We start from the raw sequence: 23,160 nt of genomic DNA, 5'->3' as shown, positions 1-23,160 counted from the left end.
GTGTCGATCCGCGCTCGGGTGAGAGCGCGGGCACGCCGCTTGTACGGCAGCGGCGTGAACAACCCGACCTCCTTCCTCTCGCTCCTGCGCGGCGGCGCCTCCAAGGGCCTCGGCGCTCCGCTCGTACTGCTCGCGATCCTCGGCATGATGGTGGTGCCGCTGGCCCCGTTCGCGCTCGATCTGCTGTTCACCTTCAACATCGCGCTGTCGATCGTGATCCTGCTCGCGGTCATCTACGTGATGCGGCCGCTGGAGTTCTCGGCGTTCCCGACCGTACTGCTCGGCGTGACCCTGTTGCGGCTCGCGCTCAACGTGGCTTCGACGCGCGTGGTGCTGCTGCACGGGCACGAAGGCTCGCACGCGGCCGGCAAGGTGATCGAAGCCTTCGGCAACTTCGTGATCGGCGGACATTACACAGTGGGTTTCATCGTGTTCATCATCCTCACGATCATCAATTTCGTCGTCGTCACCAAGGGCGCCGAGCGCGTGTCGGAAGTCTCGGCCCGCTTCGTGCTCGACGCGCTGCCCGGCAAGCAGATGGCGATCGACGCCGACCTCAACGCCGGTTTGTTGACGCGCGAGGAGGCGAAAGCCCGTCGCGAGGACGTGCGCGAGGAAGCCGACTTCTACGGCTCGATGGACGGCGCCAGCAAGTTCGTACGCGGCGACGCCATCGCCGGCCTGCTCGTGCTCGTCATCAACATCATCGGCGGACTGCTGATCGGCACGATGGAGCACGATCTGCCGATCGGTGAGGCGGCCAGGAACTACACCTTGCTGACGATCGGCGACGGCCTGGTGGCGCAGATTCCGGCGCTGCTGCTGTCGACCGCGGTCGCGGTGCTCGTCACGCGCATGTCCAAGGCCCAGGACATGGGCCAGCAGCTCGCCGCGCAGATCTTCGGCCAGGCCAAGGCACTTGGAATCGCCGCCGCGGTGCTCGCGCTGCTCGGCATCATTCCGGGCATGCCGAACCTGGTGTTCCTGAGCCTCGCGGCGGGCTGCGGCTACCTCGCGTTCAGGCTGTCCCGACGCAAGCAGCAGGCGACCGAAGCCAGGAAGACGCAGGAAGCGCTGCCGGCGCCGAGCAAGCTGCCCGAGCTGAGCTGGGAGGACGTCGCGCCCGAAGACGCGCTCGGGCTCGAAGTGGGCTACCGGCTGATTCCGCTCGTCGACGCCAAGCAGGGCGGCGAGCTGATGGCGCGCATCAAGGGCGTGCGCAAGAAGCTCACGCAGGACCTGGGCTTTCTGATTCCGCCCGTGCACATCCGCGACAACCTCGAGCTGTCGCCGAACGCCTATCGCGTCACGCTCAACGGCGTGCCGCTGGCGAGCGGCTCGGTGCATGCGGACAAGTTCATGGCGCTCGATTCCGGCCGCGCGCTCGGCACCATCCCCGGCATCGCGGCCAAGGATCCGACCTTCGGACTCGACGCCACCTGGATCGAACGCGGGGCGCGTGATCATGCGCAGTCGATGGGCTACACGGTCGTCGATCCGGCCACCGTCGTCGCCACCCATCTGTCGCACCTGATCGGCCAGCATGCCTCGGACCTGTTCGGCCATGACGAGGCGCAGGCGCTGCTGAGCAATCTCGCCAAGGCCTCACCCAAGCTCGCCGAAGACCTCGTGCCCAAGACCCTGCCGATGGCGGTGTTCGTCAAGGTGCTCAAGAGCCTGCTGGCCGACCGCGTGCCGATCCGCGCGTTTCGCAGCATTGCCGAGGCGCTCGCCGAAGTGGCGCCCAAGAGCCACGATCCGGTCGCGCTCGCCTCGGCCGTCCGCGTCACGCTCGGGCGCCAGATCGTGCAGGACATCAACGGCATGGACGCCGAACTGCCGGCCTACACGCTGGCCCCGCAGCTGGAGCGCCTGCTGCAGGACACGCTCAACGCCGGCAGCCTCGCGCTCGAACCGGGCCTGGCCGAGCGCATGCAGCAGTCGATCGCCGACGGCGTGCAGCGCCAGACCGCGATCGGCCAGCCGGCCGTGCTGCTGGTTCCGGGCCCGCTGCGGCCGCTGCTGTCGCGCTTCACGCGCCAGACCGTGCCGGACCTGCACGTGCTCGCGTACAACGAAGTGCCCGAGAGCAAGCGCGTGCGGCTGATCGGGGCGCTCGGCTGAACAAAGCCCTGCGTTGACCCGGCGCAGGCCGCTCGCCATCATGCGCCCCGCGACCACCACGGTCGCCCGATCCCTCTGATGCCTGTGACTGTCTTTGCCTGAGCGCTCGACGCGCGTTTCCGCCGCTGCCGGTCCCTGCCGGCCCGGCGGTGCGTGCTTCGAAATCCTTCGCCGCGCCCACTGCGGCGCGGCGGCCTGCCGCTCTTTTTCACAGGACTTCCCATGTCTTCGAATCGATTGCCGCCCGCGCTAGCCGCGCTGGGCTGGACCGAGCGTTGCAGCCGCGAATTCGCGGCGCTCGATCTGCGCGGCGACGCCTTCGCCCCGGCGCGCGTCGTCGAACAGCATCGCCATCATTTCGTCGTTCATGACGGCCTCGAAACCGCCAGCGTCGAGATGAATCCCGCGCTGCTGCAATCGCTGCGACAGCAGGACGACGGCCTGTCGGTCGGCGACTGGGTCGTGCTCGATCGCAGCAGCGATCCGCAGCGCATCGCGCACTGCCTGCCACGCTCCAGCCTGCTCGTGCGCGGCATGGCCGACGGCTCGCGCCAGCGCATCGTCGCCAATGCCGATTGCGCCTTGCTGGTGATGGGACTCGACGGCGACTACAGCCCGAACCGGCTCGAACGCTATCTGCTCACGGTGAGGTCCGCCGGCCTGATGCCGGTGGTGCTGCTGACCAAACCCGATCGCTGCGAGGACGTGGACGCGCGCATCGAAGAAATCCAGAGGCTGGCCGGGCCGGCGACGCCGGTGCACGCGCTCGATCCGCGCCACGACGATGTGCCCGGACGGCTCGCGCCTTATCGATCGCCCGGAACCACGCTGGTGCTGCTCGGTTCCTCGGGCGTCGGCAAGTCGACCTGCATGAACGCGCTGCTCGGCGTGTCGGTGCAGAAGACGCAGGCGACGCGCGAGGGCGACGACACCGGCAAGCACACCACCACGGTGCGCAGCCTGCGCCAGCTGCCGGGCGGAGCCTGCCTGATCGACACCCCGGGATTGCGCGAACTGCGCCTGGCCGGCCGCGAATCGGTGGAGAAGGACGCCTTCGACGACGTCGCCGCGCTCGCGGCGCAGTGCCGCTATTCCGATTGCGCGCACGAGCGCGAGCCCGGCTGCGCCGTCGTTGCCGGCTTGCCGGCCGAACGCCTGGCCAGCTACCGCAAGCTGCGCGACGAGCTGACGGCGCTCGCGCGCTCGCCTCGGCAGATGGCCGAGCGCAAGCAGCAGGACAAGCAGGTCCATCAGGCGCAGAAGCGCTTCCGGCGCGAGCACGACAAGCGACGTTGAGTCTCTGGCTGCGGCGATGTCCACGCTCGTTTCGGCGCGGCGGGCATCGCTTTCGGTGTGCGGACCACGGCGCCGGAGGGGCGATCTGACGAATCGTTCGGGTTTCTGCATCCGGTCGTCGCGAGCTGCCGTAGCACTCCCAACGGCGGGCACTGGCGCTCGTCGTCCACGCGTCGCCATGAAGGCCGCGCGCACCATCAAGGGAGATGCAAATGAATAGCCGCTGGGTGAAGAGCCCGATAGCCGCCGTGCTGCCCGCCGTATTCCTGCTCAACGCCTGCAGCGACAAGGGGCCGCAGGCCGGCGAGCTGCTGTTGAGCGCCGCCAACTATTCGGTCGAAGAAGGCGCCGGCACCGCGACGATCACGGTGTTCCGCAATGGCCCGAACCTCACCCAGGCGCGTGTGAACTACGCGGTGAGCGCGGGCAGCGCGACCGCCGGCGCCGATTTCACCACCGTTTCCGGGACGCTGAGCTGGGACGTCGGCGACGCCGAACCCAAGAGCATCGTCGTCCCGATCCTCGAAGACACGATCATCGAGGGCAACGAAACCTTCACGGTGACGCTGTCCGAGCCCTTCCTCGCCGATCTCGGCTCGCCGGCGACGGCCACCGTCACCATCATCGACAACGACGCGGTCGGCGACAGCGTGGGCCTGGTCGGCAACCAGCTCGTCACCTTCAATCGCGCGGCTCCGGCCAGCGCGACGAGCGTCGTCACCGTCAGCGGCCTGGCCGCCGGCGAAACCCTGGTCGGGCTCGATCGCCGTCCGGCCGACGGCGCGCTGATCGCGCTGTCGACCGCCGGCAAGCTCTACACCATCGACGCCGGCACCGGCGCGGCGACGCTCAAGTCGACGCTGATCGCCGATCCGACCGACACCAGCAATCCGTACGCGAGCCTGTCGGGCGCGCGCTTCGGCGTCGACTTCAACCCGGTTCCGGATCGCCTGCGCGTGGTCTCGGACACCGGCCTGAATCTGCGCATCAACGTCGACACCGGCGCGACGATCACCGACGGCGTCATCAACGGTGCGGCGACCGGCTACTCGACGGCCGCGTACACCAACTCGTTCGGTGCGGCCTGCCGCACCGCGCTCTACGCGATCGACACGCAGACCAACCAGCTGCTCCTGCAGAACCCGCCGAACGACGGCACCGCGGTGGTCGTCGGCCCGCTCGGCATCGATGTCGATGCGGTCAACGCCTTCGACATCGCCACCGACGCCGCGGGCGCCAACAGCGCGTTCGCCGCACTGTCGGTGAGCGGCAGCACGGCGCTGTATTCGATCAACCTGAGCACCGGCACGGCGACGCGCGTCGCCGCCCTGCCGCTCGCCACGAGCGCGTATTCGGGCCTCGCGCTGAGCATCGCCTCGGGCAGCCGCCCGCAGGCGGCCGGCGACACGCTGGGCCTGACCGAGAGCAGCAAGCTCGTGAGCTTCAACCGCGCCGCGCCGGCCAAGCTCTGCACCTCGACCGCCGTCAGCGGCCTGGGCGCGGGCGAGGCGCTGGTGGGCTTCGATACGCGTCCGGCCGATGGCCTGCTCTACGCGCTCAGCAACGCGAGCAAGCTCTACACGATCGACAAGACCACGGCCGCCGCCACACTCAAGTCCACGCTGACCACGGCGCTGGCGGGCAGCGAATTCGGCGTCGATTTCAACCCGGTTCCGGATCGCCTGCGCGTGACCTCCGACACCGGCCAGAACCTGCGCATCGACGTGAGCACCGGCGCGACGACGGTCGACGGCGCGCTCAACGTGGGCGGCAGCGCGCGCGGCGCAACCGCGGTCGGCTATACCAACAGCCTCGCGGGCGGCAACGCGGCCTCGCTGACGACCACCACGTACTACCTCGACAGCGCCAACGATCAGCTGCTGACCTCGACCAACCCGAACGCGGGTGAACTCAGCGTGGTGGGCAGCCTCGGCGTCGATGTCTCGGGCATCAACGGCTTCGACATCAACGGCAGCGACAACACCGCGACGATCGCGGTCAACGCGCAGGGCACCACCACGACCACGCTGCACACGATCGACCTGGCGACCGGTGCGGCGAGCGCCTCGCTCGGCACGGTCGGCGGCGGCGAGCGTCTGCTCGGCGTGACCGCGTTCGCGGCTCCGGCGGTGGCGACGGTTTACGGCCTGACCTCGGGCGACGAACTCGTGAAGTTCTCGCCGGCGACTCCGGGCACGGTGACCACGGTCGGTGCACTCAGCGGCCTGCAAGGCGGCGAAAGCGTGCTCGGCCTGGACTTCCGTCCGTCCACCGGCAAGCTCTACGCGTTCACGAGCGCTGGGCGTCTGTACACGGTCGATACCGCCACCGCGGCGCTGACCGCGGCCTCGACGCTCGCGGCCGATGCGAGCGACACCAGCGATGCCTACGCCGGCCTCGGCGCGGACAGCGCCTACGGTGTCGACTTCAACCCGACCGGCCCGGTCGCGCTGCGCATCGTCGGCAACGCCGGGCGCAATCTGCGCGTGGCCAATCCGGATGCCGGCAACACCTTCACCGACGGCACGCTCTCGTACGGCGCCTTCGGCGTGAGCGGCGCGGCCTACACCAACAGCTTCGCGGGCACCGCCACGACGAGCCTGTTCGTGATCGATCCGACCACCGACCGTCTGTTTCTGCAGGCGCCGCCGAACGATGGCGTGCTCAAGGATCGCGGTCCGCTCGGCGTCGATGCGAGCAGCGTCAACGGCTTCGACATCGTCGGTGCGGATACCGCTTTTGCGGCGCTCACGGTGAATGCGATCACCTCGCTGTATCGCATCGACGTGACGTCGGCGTTCGCGGCAGCGCGCGCGACGAGCATCGGCGCCATCGGCATCGCCGGCGTCAAGGGCCTGGCGATCGCCCCGGCCACCGTCGCACCGGCCGATCCGACGATCGTCGCGCTGGTCGGCGCGGCGGGCGTCGACTCGCTCGTGAGCTTCGCGGCGAGCGCTCCGGCCACGGTATCGGCTCCGGTGATCATCACCGGCCTTGCCGTCGGTGATGCGCTGATCGACATCGATTTCCGCCCGGCCACCGGCGCGCTCTACGGCCTGTCGGGCAGCGGAGCGATCTACACGATCGACACCGTCACCGGCGTCGCCACCGCGGTGCCGGCGCTGACGGCCGATCCGACCGACACCACCGCTCCGTACACGGGCTTGAATGGTACGGCGCTCGGCATCGACTTCAACCCGGTTCCGGATCGCCTGCGCGTGGTCACCGATGCGGGGCAGAACCTGCGCATCAACGTCGGCAACGGCATCACCATCACCGACGGCACGCTCACGCGTCCGCCGCAGGCGGTCGCCGCTGCGTACACCAACAGCTTCCGCGCTTCGACGGCGACGCAGCTGTTCGTGCTCGACGGCAACAGCGCCGGCCTGAGCCTGCAGGCGCCGCCGAACGACGGCGTGCTCCGGAGCATCAACACGCTCGGCGTGAACCTCACCGACGCGAGCGCGATCGGCTTCGACATCGCCGGTGGAGCGAACGGCTTCGCACTCGCCGTGCTGGTCGTCGATGGCGCAACGCAGTCGAGCCTCTTCCGCGTGAACCTGGCGACCGGGCAGGCGACGCTGGTCGCGCCGATCGGCGTGCCGACTCCGCTGCGTGCGCTGAGCATCGAGGTGAAGTAAGTGTTGCGATTGACGTGAGCAGTACGAAAAAGCCGGCCTGATGGCCGGCTTTTTCGTGGCTCGCGATGCTGCGATCGCTCGCGCTCCTCGGATCTGCGCGCTGCGAATGGCCTGGGATGAGCTGTTCCTGGCTAGGCGCGAGCGATCAACACGCTGATCACCACCGCGACGACGATTCCAGCCAGCGCTTTGCCCATCGATGCGAACTGCAGCGGAGGTGAGGCTTCCGGGGGCAGGCGCTTGTCGCCCGTGAACATCGGCGTGATCAGGTTCTGCCGCTTGTAGAACAGATAGAACAGGACCACCGCCACGTGCAGGCCGACGAGTATCAGCAGCAGGTCGAAGCTGAGGCCGTGCACGCTCGCGTACGAACGCCCGGTGGAAAAGCTCACGAATCTGGCGAGCGGCCCGGATTCGAGGCCATCGGTGTCGACCGAAAACAGGCCCGTGAACACCTGCAGGCTCAGCAGCACGATCAAGGCGAGCACGCTCCAGCCGCCCATCGCGTTGTGCCCGGGCGTGATCGGGCCCTGGCGCGTGAAGAAATGCGCGGCGTAGTCGAGCACTTCGCGCGGGGTCTTGACGAAGCTGGAGAATCGCGAAGTCGTGCTGCCGGCGAAGCCCCAGTACCAGCGAAACAGCAGCAGCGCGAGCAGCACGTAACCCGAAACGCGATGCCAATCCATGCGCGCGTTTTCGGCGGACCACCACGAAAAGCAGAACAAGCCCGCCAGCGACCAGTGGAATACACGCGTCGGCAGATCCCAGATGCGCGTGCGGGTGGTGAGGGCGGGCTCGATCATCGTGCGGCTCCGACGCTTATTTCTTCTTCTGGCGATAGCTGTCGTGGCAGGCCTTGCAGGTGCCGCCGACGGTCTTGGTCTGCGCCGCGAAGCCCGCCGCGTCGCCCGCATCGGCCAACTGTGCCCAGCGCGCGGATTCGGTGACCAGGTCCTCGCGCTTTTTGCCGAAGTCGTCCGGGTTGCTCCAGATATCGGCCTTGGCCTCGGTCTTGGCGCCGGTTTCGGGGCCCGAACCCTGCGGGAACCAGTTGGCGATCTTGGTGGCTTCGACGCTGATGGTGCGCGCCGCCGCAGCGGTTTCCTCGTCGAGCCCGCCGCCGGCCTTGAGCTTGTCGTTCACGAGCTTGAAGTTGTCGCCGATCTTCTCGAAGCCGTCGTGGCGCTCCTTCATGACGGCTTCGGTGGCCGGATCGAGCTTGGGTTTGTTGCAGCCCGCGAGCGCGGCGGCGGCGATGAAAACGAGGCCCCAGGCCGGTGTGTATGGGTTCTTCATGCGTACATCCTTTGTCTGGACTTGAAAGGTCTGGATCGCTGCGCGCGAACTGGCCCGGCAGCGCCGGGACTATAGCGGCGCCAGACCGAACCAAGCCAGCGGCTGGGCTTATAGTCGCGGCTCGGATTCTGGGGATAGGGGAGTGCAATGCAGATCGTGGTGGATATCGCTGCCTGGCAGCGCGGGCTTGCCGGTGGCTTGCTGATCGGGGCGGCCGCCGCGACGCTGCTGGCGGCCAACGGACGCATCGCCGGCATCAGCGGGGTGATCGGTGGCTTGCTGAGCGCTCAGCCGAGCGGGGGTCGGCGCTGGCGCCTGCTGTTCGTACTCGGCCTGCTCGCCGGCGCGCTCGTCATGGCCAGGCTCGCGGGCCTGCACCACACGCCGGTCGCGGGTAGCCTCGCGGTGACGCTGGTCGCCGGCCTGCTGGTCGGTTTCGGCACGCGCATGGGCAACGGCTGCACCTCCGGTCACGGCGTCTGCGGTATTGCCCGGTTCTCCCGCCGCTCGATCGTCGCCACGCTGGCGTTCATGGGCGCGGGCATTGCAACCGTGTTCGTGCTGCGACTGCTCGGAGCGGTGTCATGAATGCCGTCGCCGCAATGCTCGCCGGCGTTCTGTTCGGTGCCGGGCTGGTGCTCTCGGGCATGACCGATCCGTCGCGCGTGCAGGGCTTTCTCGATCTGTTCGGCGATTGGGATCCGACGCTCGCCTTCGTCATGGGCGGAGCCTTGCTGTTCAACATTCCGGCGTATTGGCTCACGCGCCGCCGCGCCCGGCCGCTGTTCGCCGAAAGCTTCGAAGTGCCGACGCGTCGTGATCTCGATGCGCGGCTGATCGGTGGTGCGGTGCTGTTTGGAATCGGCTGGGGGCTGGCCGGTTATTGCCCCGGCCCTGCGGTGGTTTCGCTGCTGACCGGATCGAGCGACGTGCTGTGGTTCTGTGCGGCGATGCTGATCGGAATGCTGATCTGGGATCGCGGGTTTTCGCGGCGTCTTTGAGTCGAGATTTGGATGACAGCGAATGGGCCTTGGCTCGTCGTGTTGACGCAAGACAGTCGAATCGTCACAGTTATTGTTGCCGACAAGTAATGATCTGAATGCCCGCAGTCGCCCGAGCCCGCCGCACACAGGAAGAACGCACGGCCTTGTCCGATCAACGGATGTTCGAGGCCGCCATCGGCTTGATCATCGAGAGCGGAATTCCTGGCGCCACGCTTGCGGCTATCGGCGAACGCGCGGGCTATTCGCGCGGGCTCGTCACCCATCGCTATGGAAACAAGGCGAACCTGCTCGCGCACGTGCACGACGTGGTCGTCGCCGACTGGATCAATCGTGTCCAGCAAGCGGTGGGCGATCACAGTGGGCGCGAGGCTTTGTCGCGCATCGTCGACGCGCTGCATGCATTCGTACGCGAAGAGCCGAATGAGATCCGGGCGATGTATCTGCTGCGGTTCGCGAGCATCGATCCGAGCGCGCAGTTCCGCACCAACGTCGCCAAGGCCCATGCCGCTCAACGCCGTGACGTCCAGCGCTGGATCGAGCTCGGCAAGAAGAGCGGCAGCGTGCATGCCGGCATCGATGCCGCGTTGGTCGCGGAGCTTTTCTGTTCCGCCGCCGATGGTCTGATCTATCGCTGGCTCGTCAACCCCAAGCTGCCGATAAAGGCGCTGCACAGCTTGCTCAAGTGCGAAGTGGTCCGAGCGCTGTCGCTCGGTCACGCCTGAGCCTGGGAACCGTTCTGTCATGAAACAACAAAAAGGCCGCTTCGATGAGCGGCCCGGTTCATTGCAACGTTCCGATTTTGGTCGGGGCGACAGGATTCTGCGTCGATACCCGATAAGTTCATTCAGAAGAAAGGAAAACCCCTTTTTCGGGGGCTGACAGAGGTTCGGACCAAACTGCGGATTTGTGAGCGGTCATTGAGGAAAGCTGTACGTCATCAACTCGTCTACGAAAAAACCTGCCGATAGACCCCGGCGGTGGCGGGGCCCCGTCGGCTCGATCTCCGTTGTCCTGCACTCTTGCGGCGGCTTCGCCCCGAAGTCTTCGAGCTGCTGCGCGATGTTGCAGCCTCGGATGAACGTGATCAGTTCATCGAAGTCAGCAGGGGCATCCAGTAGCCGAGGCTCGTTCTCGAAGATGGCCTGATACTGGAGATCGTCAAATCTGAGCGTCGGCCTCTGCCACGCTGTGGCATTGTGGAGGACAACGCCGCCGGGGGGGGGCGGCGGCGACCCGCTGTCCGGACTCATCCGGACAGCGGGCATCACGAAAAATCGCTGCGAATCAGCTGTCCGCCTCGGCAGCCACGGCCTCGCCGGTGAAATAGCTTTCCGGCTTGCGATCCACGATCTTGTAGTACTCGCCGTTCAGCGACTGAACGGCACTGAAGGTCTTGGCTTCGAGATTGAAGATGATGACCGGCTTGATGAGCAGACCCGGCAGTTTCGGTGCGTAGAACGGTGTCACCTGCGATGTGCGCCACAGCTTGCCTTCGGCGTCGTAGCCGTCCATCAGCAGCATCACCCAGCTGTCCTCGTCGAAGTAGAAGCGACGCTTCGGCACCGCGTGCCGCTTGCCGGGCGCGACCGTGGCCTCCACTTCCCAGACGCGGTGCAGTTCCCAGCGAACGTTGGCAGGGTTCAGGTGGTTGGCGGAAAAGGCCTCGTCCTGCGATACCGTCACGGCCTGATTGGCGTTGTACGGCACGTACATTTCGCGCTTGCCGACGAGCTTCCACGAATAGCGGTCGGGATGGCCCATGAACCCCATGACCTCGTCGAAGTAGTTCGCGCCGGAGGCGACGAAATCCGGCGTGTCGTAGGCGACGGTCGGCGCGCGCCGCACGCGGCGCTGACCTACCAGATACTGCCAAGCCTGACGCGGCGTCACGGGATCAATGCTGTCGTGAATCACCAGCGATTCACCACGCTTGAACGGCGGATCCGTCGTATTGAAGCGCTGGATCCAGTACTCGCCGTTCCAGGTATCGGCCGAACCATCGCGGTAGTAGTACAGATGCTGGAACGACTCGTCGATGCGGGTCGCCAGTGTGCGCTTGCCGTCGGCGGTGCCGACGACGTTGCGCGCACCCAGATCGACTGATTCCGGTTCGAGGCGCAGAAGATGATTCCAGATGACCTCGACGCCGGACTTCGGGATCGGGAACGGAATGCCGCCGTAGCAAGCCTTCAGCGTCTTGCCGCCATCGACGGCCTGACAGCTCGCCGCGTTTTTCTTCGTATTGTCGTAGACGTACTGCGGCGCCACCGCAGTGCGATGGGTCGGATAGACATCGATGCGGAAACTGGACGGATAGCGCTGCATCAGCGCGACCGTGCCGTCACTCAGCTTGCCGCGATACTTCTCCATGTTCGCGACGCTGACCGAGAACAGGGGCTTTTCGTCGGGGAACACAGCCTTCGGCACGTCGCCGACGCTGGTACCGCCGACCTGCGGAGGCTTGGCGCTCCAGGCGGGAATCGAGCCGTCGGCGTTGCCCGCCTTTTCGCCGCCCAGGGGCGTCAATGTCGTGCCGAGGGTCGCCACCTCGTCGGCGCCGACTGCCGCCCGCGCAAGGCCAGTACAGAACAGTGCGGCCGCGGCAGCCGCGAGTACGGTATTTCGGATATTCATGCTTAGGTTCTCCTCAGAATCCTCTGCGGTCGTCAGAACGCGCGCTCGATCGAGACCGAGATGTAGTCGCGGTCGCCATAGAAGTTGTTGTAAGAGAGGGCCGGCGCGGCAGCGGGCCGAATGATGGCGCCATCCGCTCCGAAGTAGTGCGAGTAATTGACGCTGCCACTCCAGAGCTTGCGGTAGCTGCCCTTGACGCCGACATTGAGCGTGCCGCCGTGATGGGACGGGAACAGCACGCCATTGACCGCCGAGCGGCCGCTGATGCCGTAGGTCAGGCCGATCGGCAGCTGCAGATCGAGGCCCGGCAGAACCTGGAAGTACTCCGGCTGAAAGACCAACTGCGCCGCGCTCGCGTTGCGTGTCGCGAGCGGATCGACCGCGTCTTTGTTGTCGGTATGCGAGACCACGCGATTGAACGCGAACTCTCCGATGAACGATGCGCCGTCCCATATGGGGCTCTCGCCGAGGACGCTGATCGCCGAAGCGTTCAGGTGTAGCGTCCTGCCGACGGGATAGGCGGGATGGCGGTTGTTGTCCGCATCGGGGCCGACGATCGCCGTTGCGCCGGTTGCAGCGAGCGGCATGTTGTCGCGGTACGAGACTTCAGCCGCCACATTGGTCTCGCCGATCAGCGTGCTGACGGACGCGCCGAAGAGGCGGATGTCCTCGCCGTAGACAAGCAGGTAGTCGCCGATGTCGTTTGCACTGACCGCGTTGACGCCCGGGCGGGCATAGAACTGCGGCATCTTGTCGTGGAAGATCGCCGCGTAGAGACCGTACTCGCTGTCGCCAGCCTTGAGACGCAGCTGCATGCCGCCCTGCCCGGAGTCCTTGGCCTGCATGTCGTCGCCGCGGTGCACCCACAGGTCCGGGCCGAGCAGCAGGCGTTCGCCGCCCTTATCCGCGAAGTCGGAGAAGCTCCAGTAGCTGCCTGCGCCGGGCAGACGGGTCTTTCGCCATTCCAGCTGGTAGTACGCGCCGAGCGTCAGTCGGGCGTTCAGCTGCAGCTGCGCGCTGACCTGTCCGGCCGGGCGTGCAACCTCCTTGAACTGCGCGTTGGGGACGGACAGGGCCTTCGTCAGATCAAGCGGCGTCTGCGCCGCCGCGACGGCGTTTGAGCCGAAAAACAGGCTTTCGCCGTAGAGCTGCGTGAAGCGACCGCCTTTGACGTTGAGCCGCTTGTCGCCCATGACGAAGTTGCCGTAGACGAACGCGTCCATCAGCTCGGCCCTGCCGCCATGAAGTTTTTCGGTGTCGTTGACGAACTCGTCAGCGGGGCTGGATATCTGGTTGATGCCCTGATTGCCCGGATTGTCGGTGTCGCTGTGATAGACCGTGTCGTACCAGGCCTGACCACTGAGGCGCATGCCGTACATCTTCCGGTAGCGGAAGTCGATCGCGCTGAGTAGATCGAGTCGATTCGAGATCAGGCCTTTATCGAAGTTCAGATCGCCGTCATTGGTGTTGACCTGCGCCGTCGTCGGATCGCCGGCGACGGTGGTGGTGGGATCGTGGAGGCGCCATGCGGCGCTGTACTTCACGTTGTTGTCCCAGGACAGGCGCGCATCCTGAGAGCCAATGTCGATGTCGAATGCCACCGCCACGCCGCTTGCCGTCAAAGCGGCGACACACATCGCCGCGATCGCAACACGCGCCATGCACCCGGTTGAGCGCAATCTCATGACTCCTCCTCCGCATCTTTCTATTTTTGGTCTGCCGCCGGGTCGGACCGGGCGACTGGCGGCGACACTAATAAGGCATAGAAATACCGTCCAATACCATTTGATGGCGTAACAGATACCGATCAGGTATCGCTGCGTCCGCGCCGGGACGGGCGCGAACTCCCCGAGCGCCGCTTGCCGGTGTGACGCCGGGGGGCAGAACCGGTCAGCGCGCTGGCGCACTTCCCGCCCTTCGTGCGCCCCGGCCGAAGCCGTCAGCGCTTCAATGCCTGTGCGTCGCGCATGCGACCGCGGCGTGGCGACGCACGCGTCACCCGCCGGATGGCCTTCTTTTGCGCCAGCGGTATTCGAACTGCCCGCGCCCGAGCTTCAGCATGCGCGCCGCAGCCGAGGCATTGCCGCGGCATGTATCGAGCGCGTGCTGCAAAAGCAGCGTTTCCACCGCGTCCAGAGAGCCTGCGCGCCGGAGCAGCCGCTCCAGCAGCAGCGCCTCGTCCGCCGTGTCGGCCGCGGGCGGTGACGGTTCCGCCGACCTGGCGGCGGATTCGAAGGGGCGGCCTGGCAGCACTTCGCCTCCGGAGAACAGATGCTGGACATCGATGCCGGCACCATCGTCGGCGAGAATGATGGCGCGTTCGACCATGTTCTCGAGTTCGCGAACATTGCCGGGCCAGCTGTACGCCCACAGCGCCTCGCTGGCGGCGCGCGTGACGCCCGTAATGTGCTTGTTGAAGCGCCGCGCATAGCGGTTCAGAAAGACATTCACCAGCAGCGGTATATCGTCGCGCCGATCCCGGAGCGGCGGGATGTCGATCGGAAACACGTTGAGCCGGAAGAACAGATCTTCACGGAAGCGCCCGGCGCGAACCTCCTCGCGTAGGTTGTGATTCGCTGCCGCGACCACGCGCACGTCAAGCTTGCGCATCTGCGTGCCGCCGACCCGCTCGATCTCGCCCTCCTGCAGGACGCGCAGCAGCTTGCCCTGGGCCAGCATCGGCAGGCTGCCGATCTCGTCGAGCAGCAGCGTGCCACCGTCGGCCCGCTCGAAGCGCCCGGGGCGGGACGTGCTGGCGCCGGTGAAGGCGCCCCGCTCGACGCCGAACAGCTCAGCTTCGACAAGCTCCTGAGGCAGCGCCGCGCAATTGATCGACACGAACGGTTTCGACGCGCGCGGCCCGATCGCGTGCAGCGCGCGCGCGAAACGTTCCTTGCCGACACCGCTCTCTCCCGTGAACAGCACGGTCGCATCGGTTTGCGCCACGCGTTTGAGCCGCCAGGCGACCGCATTGAAGCCGGCCGAAGCACCGACCAGGTCCGGAAGCGCCGATCCGGCCGGAGCCTTGCCGCGTCCCTGCTCGTCCGGCTCCCGGTGACGCGGGACCGTGACGAACTCTTCGACCCGCATGAAGCTCAGCAGATCGTCGGCGTCGTCGCACTCCTCTACCGGCTGACCGATGACGCGACAGCAGGCGTGGCCCATCGCGACGCATTCGATCTCACGCCAGATGACCGGACGGCCCATCATGGCCGTGGTGTAACCGCAGGCATAGCCGGCCATCATCCAGCAGGCAGGGACGCCACTGATGCCGAAGTGCTGCAGGTGAGTTTCGGCCTCCCACGAGTGTTGCCAGTGGTAGTCGCCCCAGAAGCCGCCGGACTCGGTGTCGTATTGCATGCGCTCGACCACGCGGTTGCGTACGAAACCCTCGATCTCGCGCAGTCGCGGCCCCAGCTTCATGGCCTCCGGCACGCCGGCGCCGCCCTGACGGCGAAGCCCTTTGGAATCCTCCACGCCCTGCTGATAGCCGAGGCGCATGAACAGCTCCCGCGTCTTGTCGAGCCCCAGCCGTTCGATCAGTTCATGCCGCAGGGTCGCCAGCGAATAGCCATGCATCAACAGCATCCGCTGATCGAACAGGAGAATCTCGCCCCGATCCGGATCGAAACGCAGATGCTCGGCCAGCGCGGCGTCGTCGACCGTCGCAGCGACGAGTTTCAGAGCGGGGACATCGGTGCCCCGCCGATGGCAGGGGATCTTCTTTTCCATGGCGCGCGTAGTTCCTTGGTTTCAAAAAATTGTCTGATATCAAAAAGTCATTGTTTCTGATTTCAGACGATCTTTTCAGGAGCACGCCGCACGGCCATCGAGAAAGACAATCTAATTTATTGTTTTATAAGAGTTATAAACGAAGACGGTGAGGTGGTCTCGCTCTTGCTATCTCTCCGGCAGGCGCTCATCGATGGCGCCATGACAGCAGGAGGAGAGGATGTCGGATTCACCGATCGCCGCGACCACGCAGGCGCGCATCATCAGGCGCCGGATGCTGGCTGACGGCATCCTGGGACTCACACTGGAACGCATTGACGGCGAGCCGCTGGCGGTCGCCGATGCCGGCGCCCATATCGATCTGCACCTGCCGAACGGCCTGGTCAGGCAGTACTCGCTCAGCAACGCCCCGACCGGGCGCACCTACGAGCTCGGCGTGCTGCTCGATCCGGGCGGCCGGGGTGGATCGATCTGCGTGCACGAGGACTTGCGTGAAGGCGAGGTCCTGACGATCGGCGCCCCGCGCAATCTGTTCCGTCTGGTTGCCGGGGCGCGGCGAAGCCTGCTGGTCGCTGGAGGCATCGGGATCACGCCGATCATTTCGATGGCGGACACGCTGCACGCCGCCGGCAAAGCTTTCGAGCTGCACTATTGCTGCCGCTCGGCCAGCCGCGCCGCCTACCGTGACCGCCTAGGAAGCGCGGCCTACGCCGATCGCGTCCGCTTCTACTATGACGACGCCCCGCAGGACGGCCGCCTGGATACCGATGCGCTGCTGGCATCGCCCGCGAAAGATCTGGACCTCTATGTCTGCGGACCCGGTGGCTTCATGGACCACGTCATTGGCCGCGCCAGAGCCGCCGGCTGGCCGGAATCAAATATTCACGCAGAGCGGTTTTCTGCTGACGTTAGAGATCGCGCTGGCGACGCATTCCAGCTGGTGCTGGCGCGCTCCGGCCGCACCTTGCGGGTCGCCACGGAACAGTCGGTTCTCGATGTCTTGAGAGAAGCGGGCGTGCAAGTGCCGGTCTCCTGCGAGCAGGGCATCTGCGGAACCTGCATCACGCGCGTGCTGGAGGGGCAGCCGGAGCACCGGGACGTGTTCCTGACCGAGGACGAGCGCGCCTGCAATGACCGGTTCATGCCCTGTTGTTCTCGCGCCCGAAGCGCCCGGCTGGTCGTCGACCTGTAAGCGATTTTCTTGCGCGGCGCGCACGCCGGCGGCGCCCGTGGATCAGCACCAGAAGCCGCAACCCCTCGAGGAGACCCCATGTACAACGGAAAATACTTGCTCAACACCTGGTATGTCGCCGCGCTGTCGAGCGAACTGGAAAGCGAGAAGCTGTTCGCGCGAACCCTGCTCGACACGCCGGTGGTGATGTATCGCCAGCGCGACGGCGCAGCCGTCGCGCTGCACGACCGCTGTCCGCACCGCTTCTCGCCGCTGTCGATGGGACATCGCGACGGCGACAACGTGGTTTGCCCGTACCACGGCTTGCGGTTCAATACCGCGGGGCAGTGCGTCCACAATCCGCACGGCAATGGCGCCATTCCCGCGGCGGCGAAGGTCCGCACCTTTCCCCTGATCGAGCGTTACGGCTTCATCTGGATTTGGATGGGCGAGGTACCGGCCGATGCTTCAGCGCTTCCCGACTACGGTCCGATCGATCGCGGCCATCCGAACGGCGTCGCACATACCTACATGCGCCGCCCATGCCATTACGAGCTGATCACCGACAATGTCATGGACCTGTCGCACGTCGATCACCTCCACGGCGAGATCATCTCCACCCGCGGGCAGCTCTCGCCGAAGATTCCAAAACTGCAGGAAGCGGACGGCGAGATCAGCGTGCACTGGCAGTGGGAACAGACGCCCCCCATCATGATCTTCAACGCGTTCCTGCCGGAACCCGGCGCCAGCGCCCGGCATTTTGTGAGGGTCGCCTGGCGCGCACCGACCCACATCCAGCTGACGATCGGCGCTACGCAGGATTCGGGCGCCCCTCTGACCCACGATGCCTGCACTAGCCAGTACGATTTGCATACGTGCACGCCGGAAACGGACAGCACCACGCATTACTTCTTCGCCACGCGCCGCAACCACTTCGAAGAAGACGCCGAGTACAACCGCATGAAGATCACCGGCATGCACGACGCATTCGTCAACGAGGACGGCCCGGTCCTCGATGCCGTGCAGAAGCGGATGGGCACGTCGGACCTCTTCAGCCTGAACCCGGTCCTGATCAGCTCCGATGGAGGCCCCGTCCGCGTCCGCCGCATCCTGAAGCGGATGATCGAAGCCGAGCGAGCCGCTTCGAGCGCCGAGCCTCAAGCATCCAGTGTCGCGTGAGCTGGACCGATGCTGCGCCGGCGGACACGTCCGCCGGCGCAGCATCGCCGCTTCGGAACGCCCGGAACGAACATCTCGAGAAGGCGTTGTTTGGCAAAGCCTCTCAGTTGGCTGGAATCCCACGCCAACGTCCAATGAACATTGCTCCGGATCTTGTTCCAACGCGACAGACAATAAAAAACCGCCTTGCGGCGGTTTCATGTTGACTTCGATAAGCGCCTAAACTGCCCCTTATCATTGGTCGGGGCGACAGGATTTGAACCTGCGACCTCTTGCTCCCGAAGCAAGCGCTCTACCAAGCTGAGCTACGCCCCGATTTGTCTTTCTCAGCTGGCTCTGGAGAGCGCGAACTGAGTCAGATCCAGCAACGCTTTTTTGTATGACGAGTCGGGAAGATCGTCTAGCGCCGCTGCCGCCGAAACCGAGTAGGCCCCGGCGAGCGCGCGAGTGTACGGGATTGCTTGGGTGGCTTCAACGATTTTCAGCACTTCATTCAGAAGTCCCACCTTGCCGCCCGTGAGCGCTTCGCGGATGAGCGCGGATTGCTCGGCCGAGCCCACGCGCATGGCGTGAATCAGCGGTAGCGTGGGCTTGCCTTCGGCGAGATCGTTGCCGACTGCTTTGCCGCTGACTTCGGGATCGGCGGTGTAATCGAGCACGTCGTCGATCAGCTGAAACGCGATGCCGAGATCATGACCGTAACGGCCGAGCGCTTCGATCAGCGCAGGCGTGGCGTCGGCGCAGAGCGCGCCGGCCTGGCTCGCGGCACGGAACAGTACTGCGGTCTTGAGTTCGATCACGCGCATGTAACGCGCCTGGTCGACATCGGGATCGCCGGCATTCAGAAGCTGCAGCACTTCGCCTTCGGCGATCGCGTTGGTGGTATCGGCCATCAGTCGCATGACCGGCATGCGGCCAGAATCGACCATCATCTGAAAGCTGCGCGAGTACAGAAAATCGCCAGCGAGCACCGCTGCGGCGTTGCCCCAGGACGCATTCGCGGTCTTGCGACCCCGGCGCAGCTCGGAATGATCGACCACGTCGTCATGCAATAGCGTCGCGGTATGGATGAACTCCATGACCGCCGCGAGCAACTGCGGCTCCTCGGTCCTGCAGCCCAGCGCACGCGCGGACATCAGCAACAGGGCAGGGCGCAGCCGTTTGCCGCCGGCTCCGACGATGTAAGCCCCGATCTCGTTGATGAGGGCGACTTCGGACGCTAAGCGCGCACGGATGATGCGGTCCATGCCGAGCATGTCGTCGGCAATGGGGGCGAGAAGGGTCTTGAGGTCCATAGGGCGGGCTTGCGAAGGACCAAAATGCTAGGGGCTCGCGGCACCCAGGGTCAATCCGGACGATGCTGCGGCCGACCTTCCATGCCGTTATCCCGCCCGTTTAGCGGTCTTCGAGCCGGCGCCGCCGAAGTCTGGGCGAGGGTTACGGCTTGCGAGCCGCGACCGAGTGCTTGGACTGCGCGTCGAACTGGCCGCGGAACCAATCGTCGAGCATGGCCTTTTCGTAGCGCAGCGAATCGTTGTTCGCGCGGGCGGCCGGGCGACGCAGATAGTTCATGTCGGCGACGCGCTGCTCGCCGTGGGCGATCTCATGGCCGTCTTCGAGCAGGCGGTACTGCAGGCTCACGCTCGGCCAGGTCACGTCGACCATGTAGCGCACGTCCGGGTTGTAGTTGCGCCAGGGCTCGTAGCGGCCCGCGAGGTCGATGTCGGTGACTTTTATCTCCAGCCTCTGGTTCGCCGGCAGATAACGCTGGCCCAAGCCGACGAGGTAGTCGGAGAGTTCCTTCGTCACGCGCTCGTAGGACTGGAACCGGTTCTGCAGCGTCGCATCGGTGAACTTTTCGGGCTTGACGAAGCTCACCGCCACCCGGGGCTCCGCTGCAGGCGCGGATGCGCTCTGCGGCTGGGCATGGGCCGGCAGCGCCAGCAGGGCGCCGGTCAGGGACATCAAGGGAAGCAGGGTACGCATGGGAAACCTCCGAAGCCACATAGGCCGATCGGCAACGATCGTACCGATCTTGGACCGCTTCGCCGTGAGGAGGTTTCCGGCTCAGAACATCGGATCGACACGCAGCCCGTCGTTGCGGGCGAGCGCGCCGCGCGTGCGCATGGACACGTCGCCGAGGCCGCGCATGGCCGGCCCGGCCGCTTCGACGAGCACGAACGGGCGGCCCTGATGGGTGATGAAGGCCTCGTCCGCTTCGGGCCGGCGATCGAGGCCGAGCAGGTAGTGCCCCGGAACGTGCAGGCCGACGACGCGACGTTCGCCGAGGTCGAGCAGCATCGCCGCGAGCAGGGCGGATTTGGTATCGCAGTCGCCGTAGCCGCGTTCGAGCGCGAACGCCGGCGGATAGAAGCCCAGCAGCGAGCGCCCTTCGAGTTGTGCGACGGGCTTCTTGTACGGCAGTGCGGTCTGCACGAGCGTCATCGCGGTCTTGATCATCCAGTCGCCGTTCTGGCCCCGCTCGGCCGCGGCGCGGCGCAGTGCATCGGTCAGCGGACGCACGCGCGAGCGGTTGCGCAGCACCACGGCCGGTACGTCGACCGACAGCCGCGAGGCGCGCCCCGGATCGGCCGTGAGGCGCAGTGCATGCTCGCGGTAGTAGCGCGTGGTGTAGCCGTCGTAGGTGGCCTGATCGCAAGCCATGGCCTGGCGGCAGAGTCGCATCAGCGCATCGAGTTCGCGATCGTCGACGCCGAACTCGCTCAGCGAGCGGCGGCTTTCGGCAGTCGCGAGATCGAAGCCGAGCGCGATGGTTTGCCCGTCGAAATTTCGAAAGCGCGTCGACACGCGATAGCGCCCATCCGTGGTCGGCTGGCCCCAATAGCGATTTTGCGCGGTGGTATCGGCGCTCGCGGCGACAGCGCTTCGGTCTTCGTCGACCTCGGCACCTTGCTCATTACCGGCGACCGGTTGCGCGAACCAGGCCAGGCACAGCAGCACGGCGCGCAGGACGGCACTCGATCGCGATGAAGCGCACGACGAAGTATGGGGGCTCATGTGGATCGCCATGTCCGAAGAGGTCATGGCGATCGACGTTCAAACCCCGTTCTCGAATCCTGAGCACGGTTTCATCTGGCCGCATCAGGCGTGCACCGGCAGGCCGTGGCCTGCCGGTGCCGCCGGGCGATGCAAGAGCTTGTTGCAATTGGGGTTTGCGCTCACCGCGATCGAATGCCGCAGTGCGTCAGAAGGCGCGATACACCGGGCAGGCCGCGGATGGCCGGCGATTGGGCTCGGATGGACGGAATCGCCGGCTTGCGGGTTTTGAATCCCAGAGCGCCGGTTCGCCCGCGTATCGCGACGAATCGTGTCAGTTGAGTGGCCGATCAGGTGACGCAGCGCGTCGTCCGGCCGGTGGCTTCAGAACACCACGTGTGCCACTTCCCAGGCGATCGCGGACAAGAACGCCGCCGCCGGAATCGTGAAGATCCAGGCCCAGACGATGTTGCCGGCCACGCCCCAGCGCACCGCCGAGAGCTTGCGCGAAGCGCCGACGCCGACGATAGCCCCGGTGATCGTGTGCGTGGTCGACACCGGTACGCCGAGTCCGGTGGCCAGGAACAGCGTCGCCGCCCCGCTCGCCGATGCGCAGAAGCCGCCGACCGGGCGCAGCTTGGTGATGCGCATGCCCATGGTCTTGACGATGCGCCAGCCGCCGAACAGCGTGCCGAGACCCATCGCCGTCTGGCAGCTGATGACGACCCAGAACGGCAGGTCCGCATCTTTCTGCAGCGCACCCGAGACCATCAGCAGCAGCCAGATGATGCCCATGGTCTTCTGCGCGTCGTTGCTGCCGTGGCCGAGGCTGTAGAGCGCCGCCGAGACGAACTGCAGGCGGTTGAAGGTGCGCTCGACGCGGCGAGGCGAGGTGCGGAAGAAAATCCAGGCGATCGCGATCATCAGCGCGGCTGCGAGCAGAAAGCCCAGCAGCGGTGACAGCACGATGGCCGCTGCGGTCTTGAGAAAGCCTGCCGACACCAGCGAGCCGGTGCCGCCCTTGGCGATCGCCGAGCCCGCGAGTCCCCCGATCAGCGCGTGCGAGGAGCTCGATGGAATGCCGAAGTACCAGGTGATGACGTTCCAGCAGATCGCCCCGAACAGGGCGCCGAAGACGACATAGGTGTCGACGATGTTCGGGTCGACGACGCCCTTGCCGATGGTCGCGGCGACGTGTGAGCCGAAGAAAGCGAAGGCGATGAAGTTGAATCCGGCGGCCCAGATGATCGCGGCCTGCGGCGACATTGCGCCGGTGGAGACGATGGTGGCGATCGAATTGGCCGCGTCGTGAAAGCCGTTCATGAAATCGAACAGCAGTGCCGCTGCGATCAGCAGCACGAGAACTTCCATGCTGACGCTCATCAGCCGTTCTCGATCACGATGCCTTCGATGATGTTGGCAACGTCCTGGCAGCGGTCGGTCACCGATTCGAGCAGCTGGTAGATCTCCTTGAGCTTGAACAGCTGCTTGGCGTCGGCCTCACCTCGGAACAGCTTGGCCATGGCGCTGCGCATGACGTGGTCGGCATCGCCTTCGAGGCGGTCGACCTCGTTGCAGAGCTCGAGAATGCGCTTGGCGTTCTTGAGATTGCTGAGCAGGTCCACCGCTTCCTTGACCTTCTGCGTGCTGGTGAGGCAGAGGTCGGCGAGCGCGCGCGCCTCATCGGTGACCGCGCGGATGTCGTACAGGAACATGCACTGCGAGACGTCCTCCATGAGATCGAGGATGTCGTCCATCTTGGTGATCAGCTGATGGATCTCGTCGCGGTCGAGCGGAGTGATGAAGGTCTGATGCAGCAGCTGCATCGTCTGCGAGGTGATCTTGTCGGCCCGATGCTCGATGTTCTCGATGTTGCGCTTGCGCTCGTCGAGCTCATGCTCGGCCCGCATCAGCGCGGTGAGCTGCTCGGCCCCGAGCACGATCTGGTCGGCATGCTGGCTGAAATAGTCGAAGAATTTGCCCTCGCGGGGCATCAGGCGTCCGAACATGGGAGCTCGCGGTACTTTAAAAACGCAAGCTTAAAGCTTGAACGGAAGCTGAGCGAGATTGCGGCTGTAATCGATTT

General features: G+C 65.8%; 18 protein-coding genes and 1 tRNA gene. 8 read left to right on the top strand and 11 right to left on the bottom strand.

Annotated features, from left to right (window positions below):
• Positions 1-54: 54 nt before the first annotated feature.
• The 3 genes from flhA to WQQ_RS22715 all read left to right on the top strand — a co-directional run bounded on the left by flhA (position 55) and on the right by WQQ_RS22715 (position 7,061).
• Complete coding sequence (gene flhA / locus WQQ_RS00430; protein WP_050997633.1) at positions 55-2,124, top strand: flagellar biosynthesis protein FlhA; 2,070 nt, start codon at positions 55-57, stop codon at positions 2,122-2,124.
• 222 nt (positions 2,125-2,346) lie between these two features.
• Complete coding sequence (gene rsgA / locus WQQ_RS00425; protein WP_007183232.1) at positions 2,347-3,420, top strand: ribosome small subunit-dependent GTPase A; 1,074 nt, start codon at positions 2,347-2,349, stop codon at positions 3,418-3,420.
• Positions 3,421-3,632: 212 nt separating this feature from the next.
• Positions 3,633-7,061 carry a DUF4394 domain-containing protein gene (locus WQQ_RS22715; RefSeq protein ID WP_050997540.1) on the top strand — a complete coding sequence of 1,143 codons (3,429 nt, stop codon included), beginning with the start codon at positions 3,633-3,635 and terminating at the stop codon, positions 7,059-7,061.
• Between the two features lie 131 nt (positions 7,062-7,192).
• On the opposite strand, the gene WQQ_RS00410 is transcribed toward WQQ_RS22715, so the two are convergent.
• Entirely contained in the window at positions 7,193-7,864 is a 672-nt protein-coding gene (locus WQQ_RS00410) for a cytochrome b/b6 domain-containing protein (RefSeq protein ID WP_007183230.1), read from the bottom strand.
• 16 nt (positions 7,865-7,880) lie between these two features.
• Positions 7,881-8,357 carry a c-type cytochrome gene (locus tag WQQ_RS00405; RefSeq protein ID WP_007183229.1) on the bottom strand — a complete coding sequence of 159 codons (477 nt, stop codon included), beginning with the start codon at positions 8,355-8,357 and terminating at the stop codon, positions 7,881-7,883.
• Positions 8,358-8,504: 147 nt separating this feature from the next.
• On the opposite strand from WQQ_RS00405, the gene WQQ_RS00400 reads away from it, so the two are divergent.
• The 3 genes from WQQ_RS00400 to WQQ_RS00390 all read left to right on the top strand — a co-directional run bounded on the left by WQQ_RS00400 (position 8,505) and on the right by WQQ_RS00390 (position 10,083).
• A complete protein-coding gene (locus WQQ_RS00400; protein WP_007183228.1) occupies positions 8,505-8,945 on the top strand; it encodes a YeeE/YedE family protein in 441 nt (146 codons plus the stop codon).
• Positions 8,942-9,358: a YeeE/YedE family protein gene (locus WQQ_RS00395; protein WP_007183227.1), complete on the top strand. Its 417-nt coding sequence runs from the start codon at positions 8,942-8,944 to the stop codon at positions 9,356-9,358. The genes WQQ_RS00400 and WQQ_RS00395 overlap by 4 nt, the downstream gene beginning before the upstream one ends.
• A 98-nt stretch (positions 9,359-9,456) precedes the next feature.
• Complete coding sequence (locus WQQ_RS00390; RefSeq protein WP_040452766.1) at positions 9,457-10,083, top strand: TetR/AcrR family transcriptional regulator; 627 nt, start codon at positions 9,457-9,459, stop codon at positions 10,081-10,083.
• Between the two features lie 562 nt (positions 10,084-10,645).
• Here the strand turns inward: WQQ_RS00390 and WQQ_RS00380 are convergent.
• The 3 genes from WQQ_RS00380 to WQQ_RS00370 form a co-directional block, all read right to left on the bottom strand.
• Positions 10,646-11,995, bottom strand: a complete 1,350-nt coding sequence (locus tag WQQ_RS00380; RefSeq protein WP_007183225.1) for a DUF1329 domain-containing protein — start codon at positions 11,993-11,995, stop codon at positions 10,646-10,648.
• A 32-nt stretch (positions 11,996-12,027) separates the two neighbouring features.
• Positions 12,028-13,656 carry a DUF1302 domain-containing protein gene (locus WQQ_RS00375; RefSeq protein ID WP_007183224.1) on the bottom strand — a complete coding sequence of 543 codons (1,629 nt, stop codon included), beginning with the start codon at positions 13,654-13,656 and terminating at the stop codon, positions 12,028-12,030.
• A 334-nt stretch (positions 13,657-13,990) separates the two neighbouring features.
• Complete coding sequence (locus WQQ_RS00370; protein WP_007183223.1) at positions 13,991-15,727, bottom strand: sigma-54-dependent Fis family transcriptional regulator; 1,737 nt, start codon at positions 15,725-15,727, stop codon at positions 13,991-13,993.
• Between the two features lie 220 nt (positions 15,728-15,947).
• Here WQQ_RS00370 and WQQ_RS00365 point away from each other — a divergent pair, with 220 nt between their 5' ends.
• Together WQQ_RS00365 and WQQ_RS00360 are read left to right on the top strand one after the other, a co-directional pair.
• Complete coding sequence (locus tag WQQ_RS00365; RefSeq protein ID WP_007183222.1) at positions 15,948-16,919, top strand: PDR/VanB family oxidoreductase; 972 nt, start codon at positions 15,948-15,950, stop codon at positions 16,917-16,919.
• Positions 16,920-16,997: 78 nt separating this feature from the next.
• Positions 16,998-18,077, top strand: a complete 1,080-nt coding sequence (locus tag WQQ_RS00360) for an aromatic ring-hydroxylating dioxygenase subunit alpha (RefSeq protein WP_007183221.1) — start codon at positions 16,998-17,000, stop codon at positions 18,075-18,077.
• Between the two features lie 238 nt (positions 18,078-18,315).
• Here the strand turns inward: WQQ_RS00360 and WQQ_RS00355 are convergent.
• The 6 genes from WQQ_RS00355 to WQQ_RS00330 all read right to left on the bottom strand — a co-directional run bounded on the left by WQQ_RS00355 (position 18,316) and on the right by WQQ_RS00330 (position 23,083).
• Positions 18,316-18,392, bottom strand: a tRNA-Pro gene (locus WQQ_RS00355).
• A gap of 11 nt (positions 18,393-18,403) precedes the next feature.
• Positions 18,404-19,372 (bottom strand): polyprenyl synthetase family protein, encoded by a 969-nt coding sequence (locus WQQ_RS00350; protein ID WP_007183220.1) that lies wholly within the window; start codon positions 19,370-19,372, stop codon positions 18,404-18,406.
• Between the two features lie 142 nt (positions 19,373-19,514).
• Positions 19,515-20,063: a DUF3016 domain-containing protein gene (locus WQQ_RS00345; protein ID WP_040452762.1), complete on the bottom strand. Its 549-nt coding sequence runs from the start codon at positions 20,061-20,063 to the stop codon at positions 19,515-19,517.
• A gap of 81 nt (positions 20,064-20,144) precedes the next feature.
• Complete coding sequence (locus WQQ_RS00340) at positions 20,145-21,095, bottom strand: hypothetical protein (RefSeq protein WP_192812938.1); 951 nt, start codon at positions 21,093-21,095, stop codon at positions 20,145-20,147.
• A gap of 363 nt (positions 21,096-21,458) precedes the next feature.
• Positions 21,459-22,457, bottom strand: a complete 999-nt coding sequence (locus WQQ_RS00335; protein WP_007183217.1) for an inorganic phosphate transporter — start codon at positions 22,455-22,457, stop codon at positions 21,459-21,461.
• A complete protein-coding gene (locus WQQ_RS00330) occupies positions 22,457-23,083 on the bottom strand; it encodes a DUF47 domain-containing protein (protein ID WP_007183216.1) in 627 nt (208 codons plus the stop codon). The genes WQQ_RS00335 and WQQ_RS00330 overlap by 1 nt, the downstream gene beginning before the upstream one ends.
• Positions 23,084-23,160 lie beyond the last annotated feature (77 nt).

The organism is Hydrocarboniphaga effusa AP103 (assembly GCF_000271305.1).
GTDB lineage: Bacteria > Pseudomonadota > Gammaproteobacteria > Nevskiales > Nevskiaceae > Hydrocarboniphaga > Hydrocarboniphaga effusa.
The sequence above is the reverse complement of the archived record's forward strand: the minus strand, read 5'-3'. Positions and strand labels throughout refer to the sequence as shown.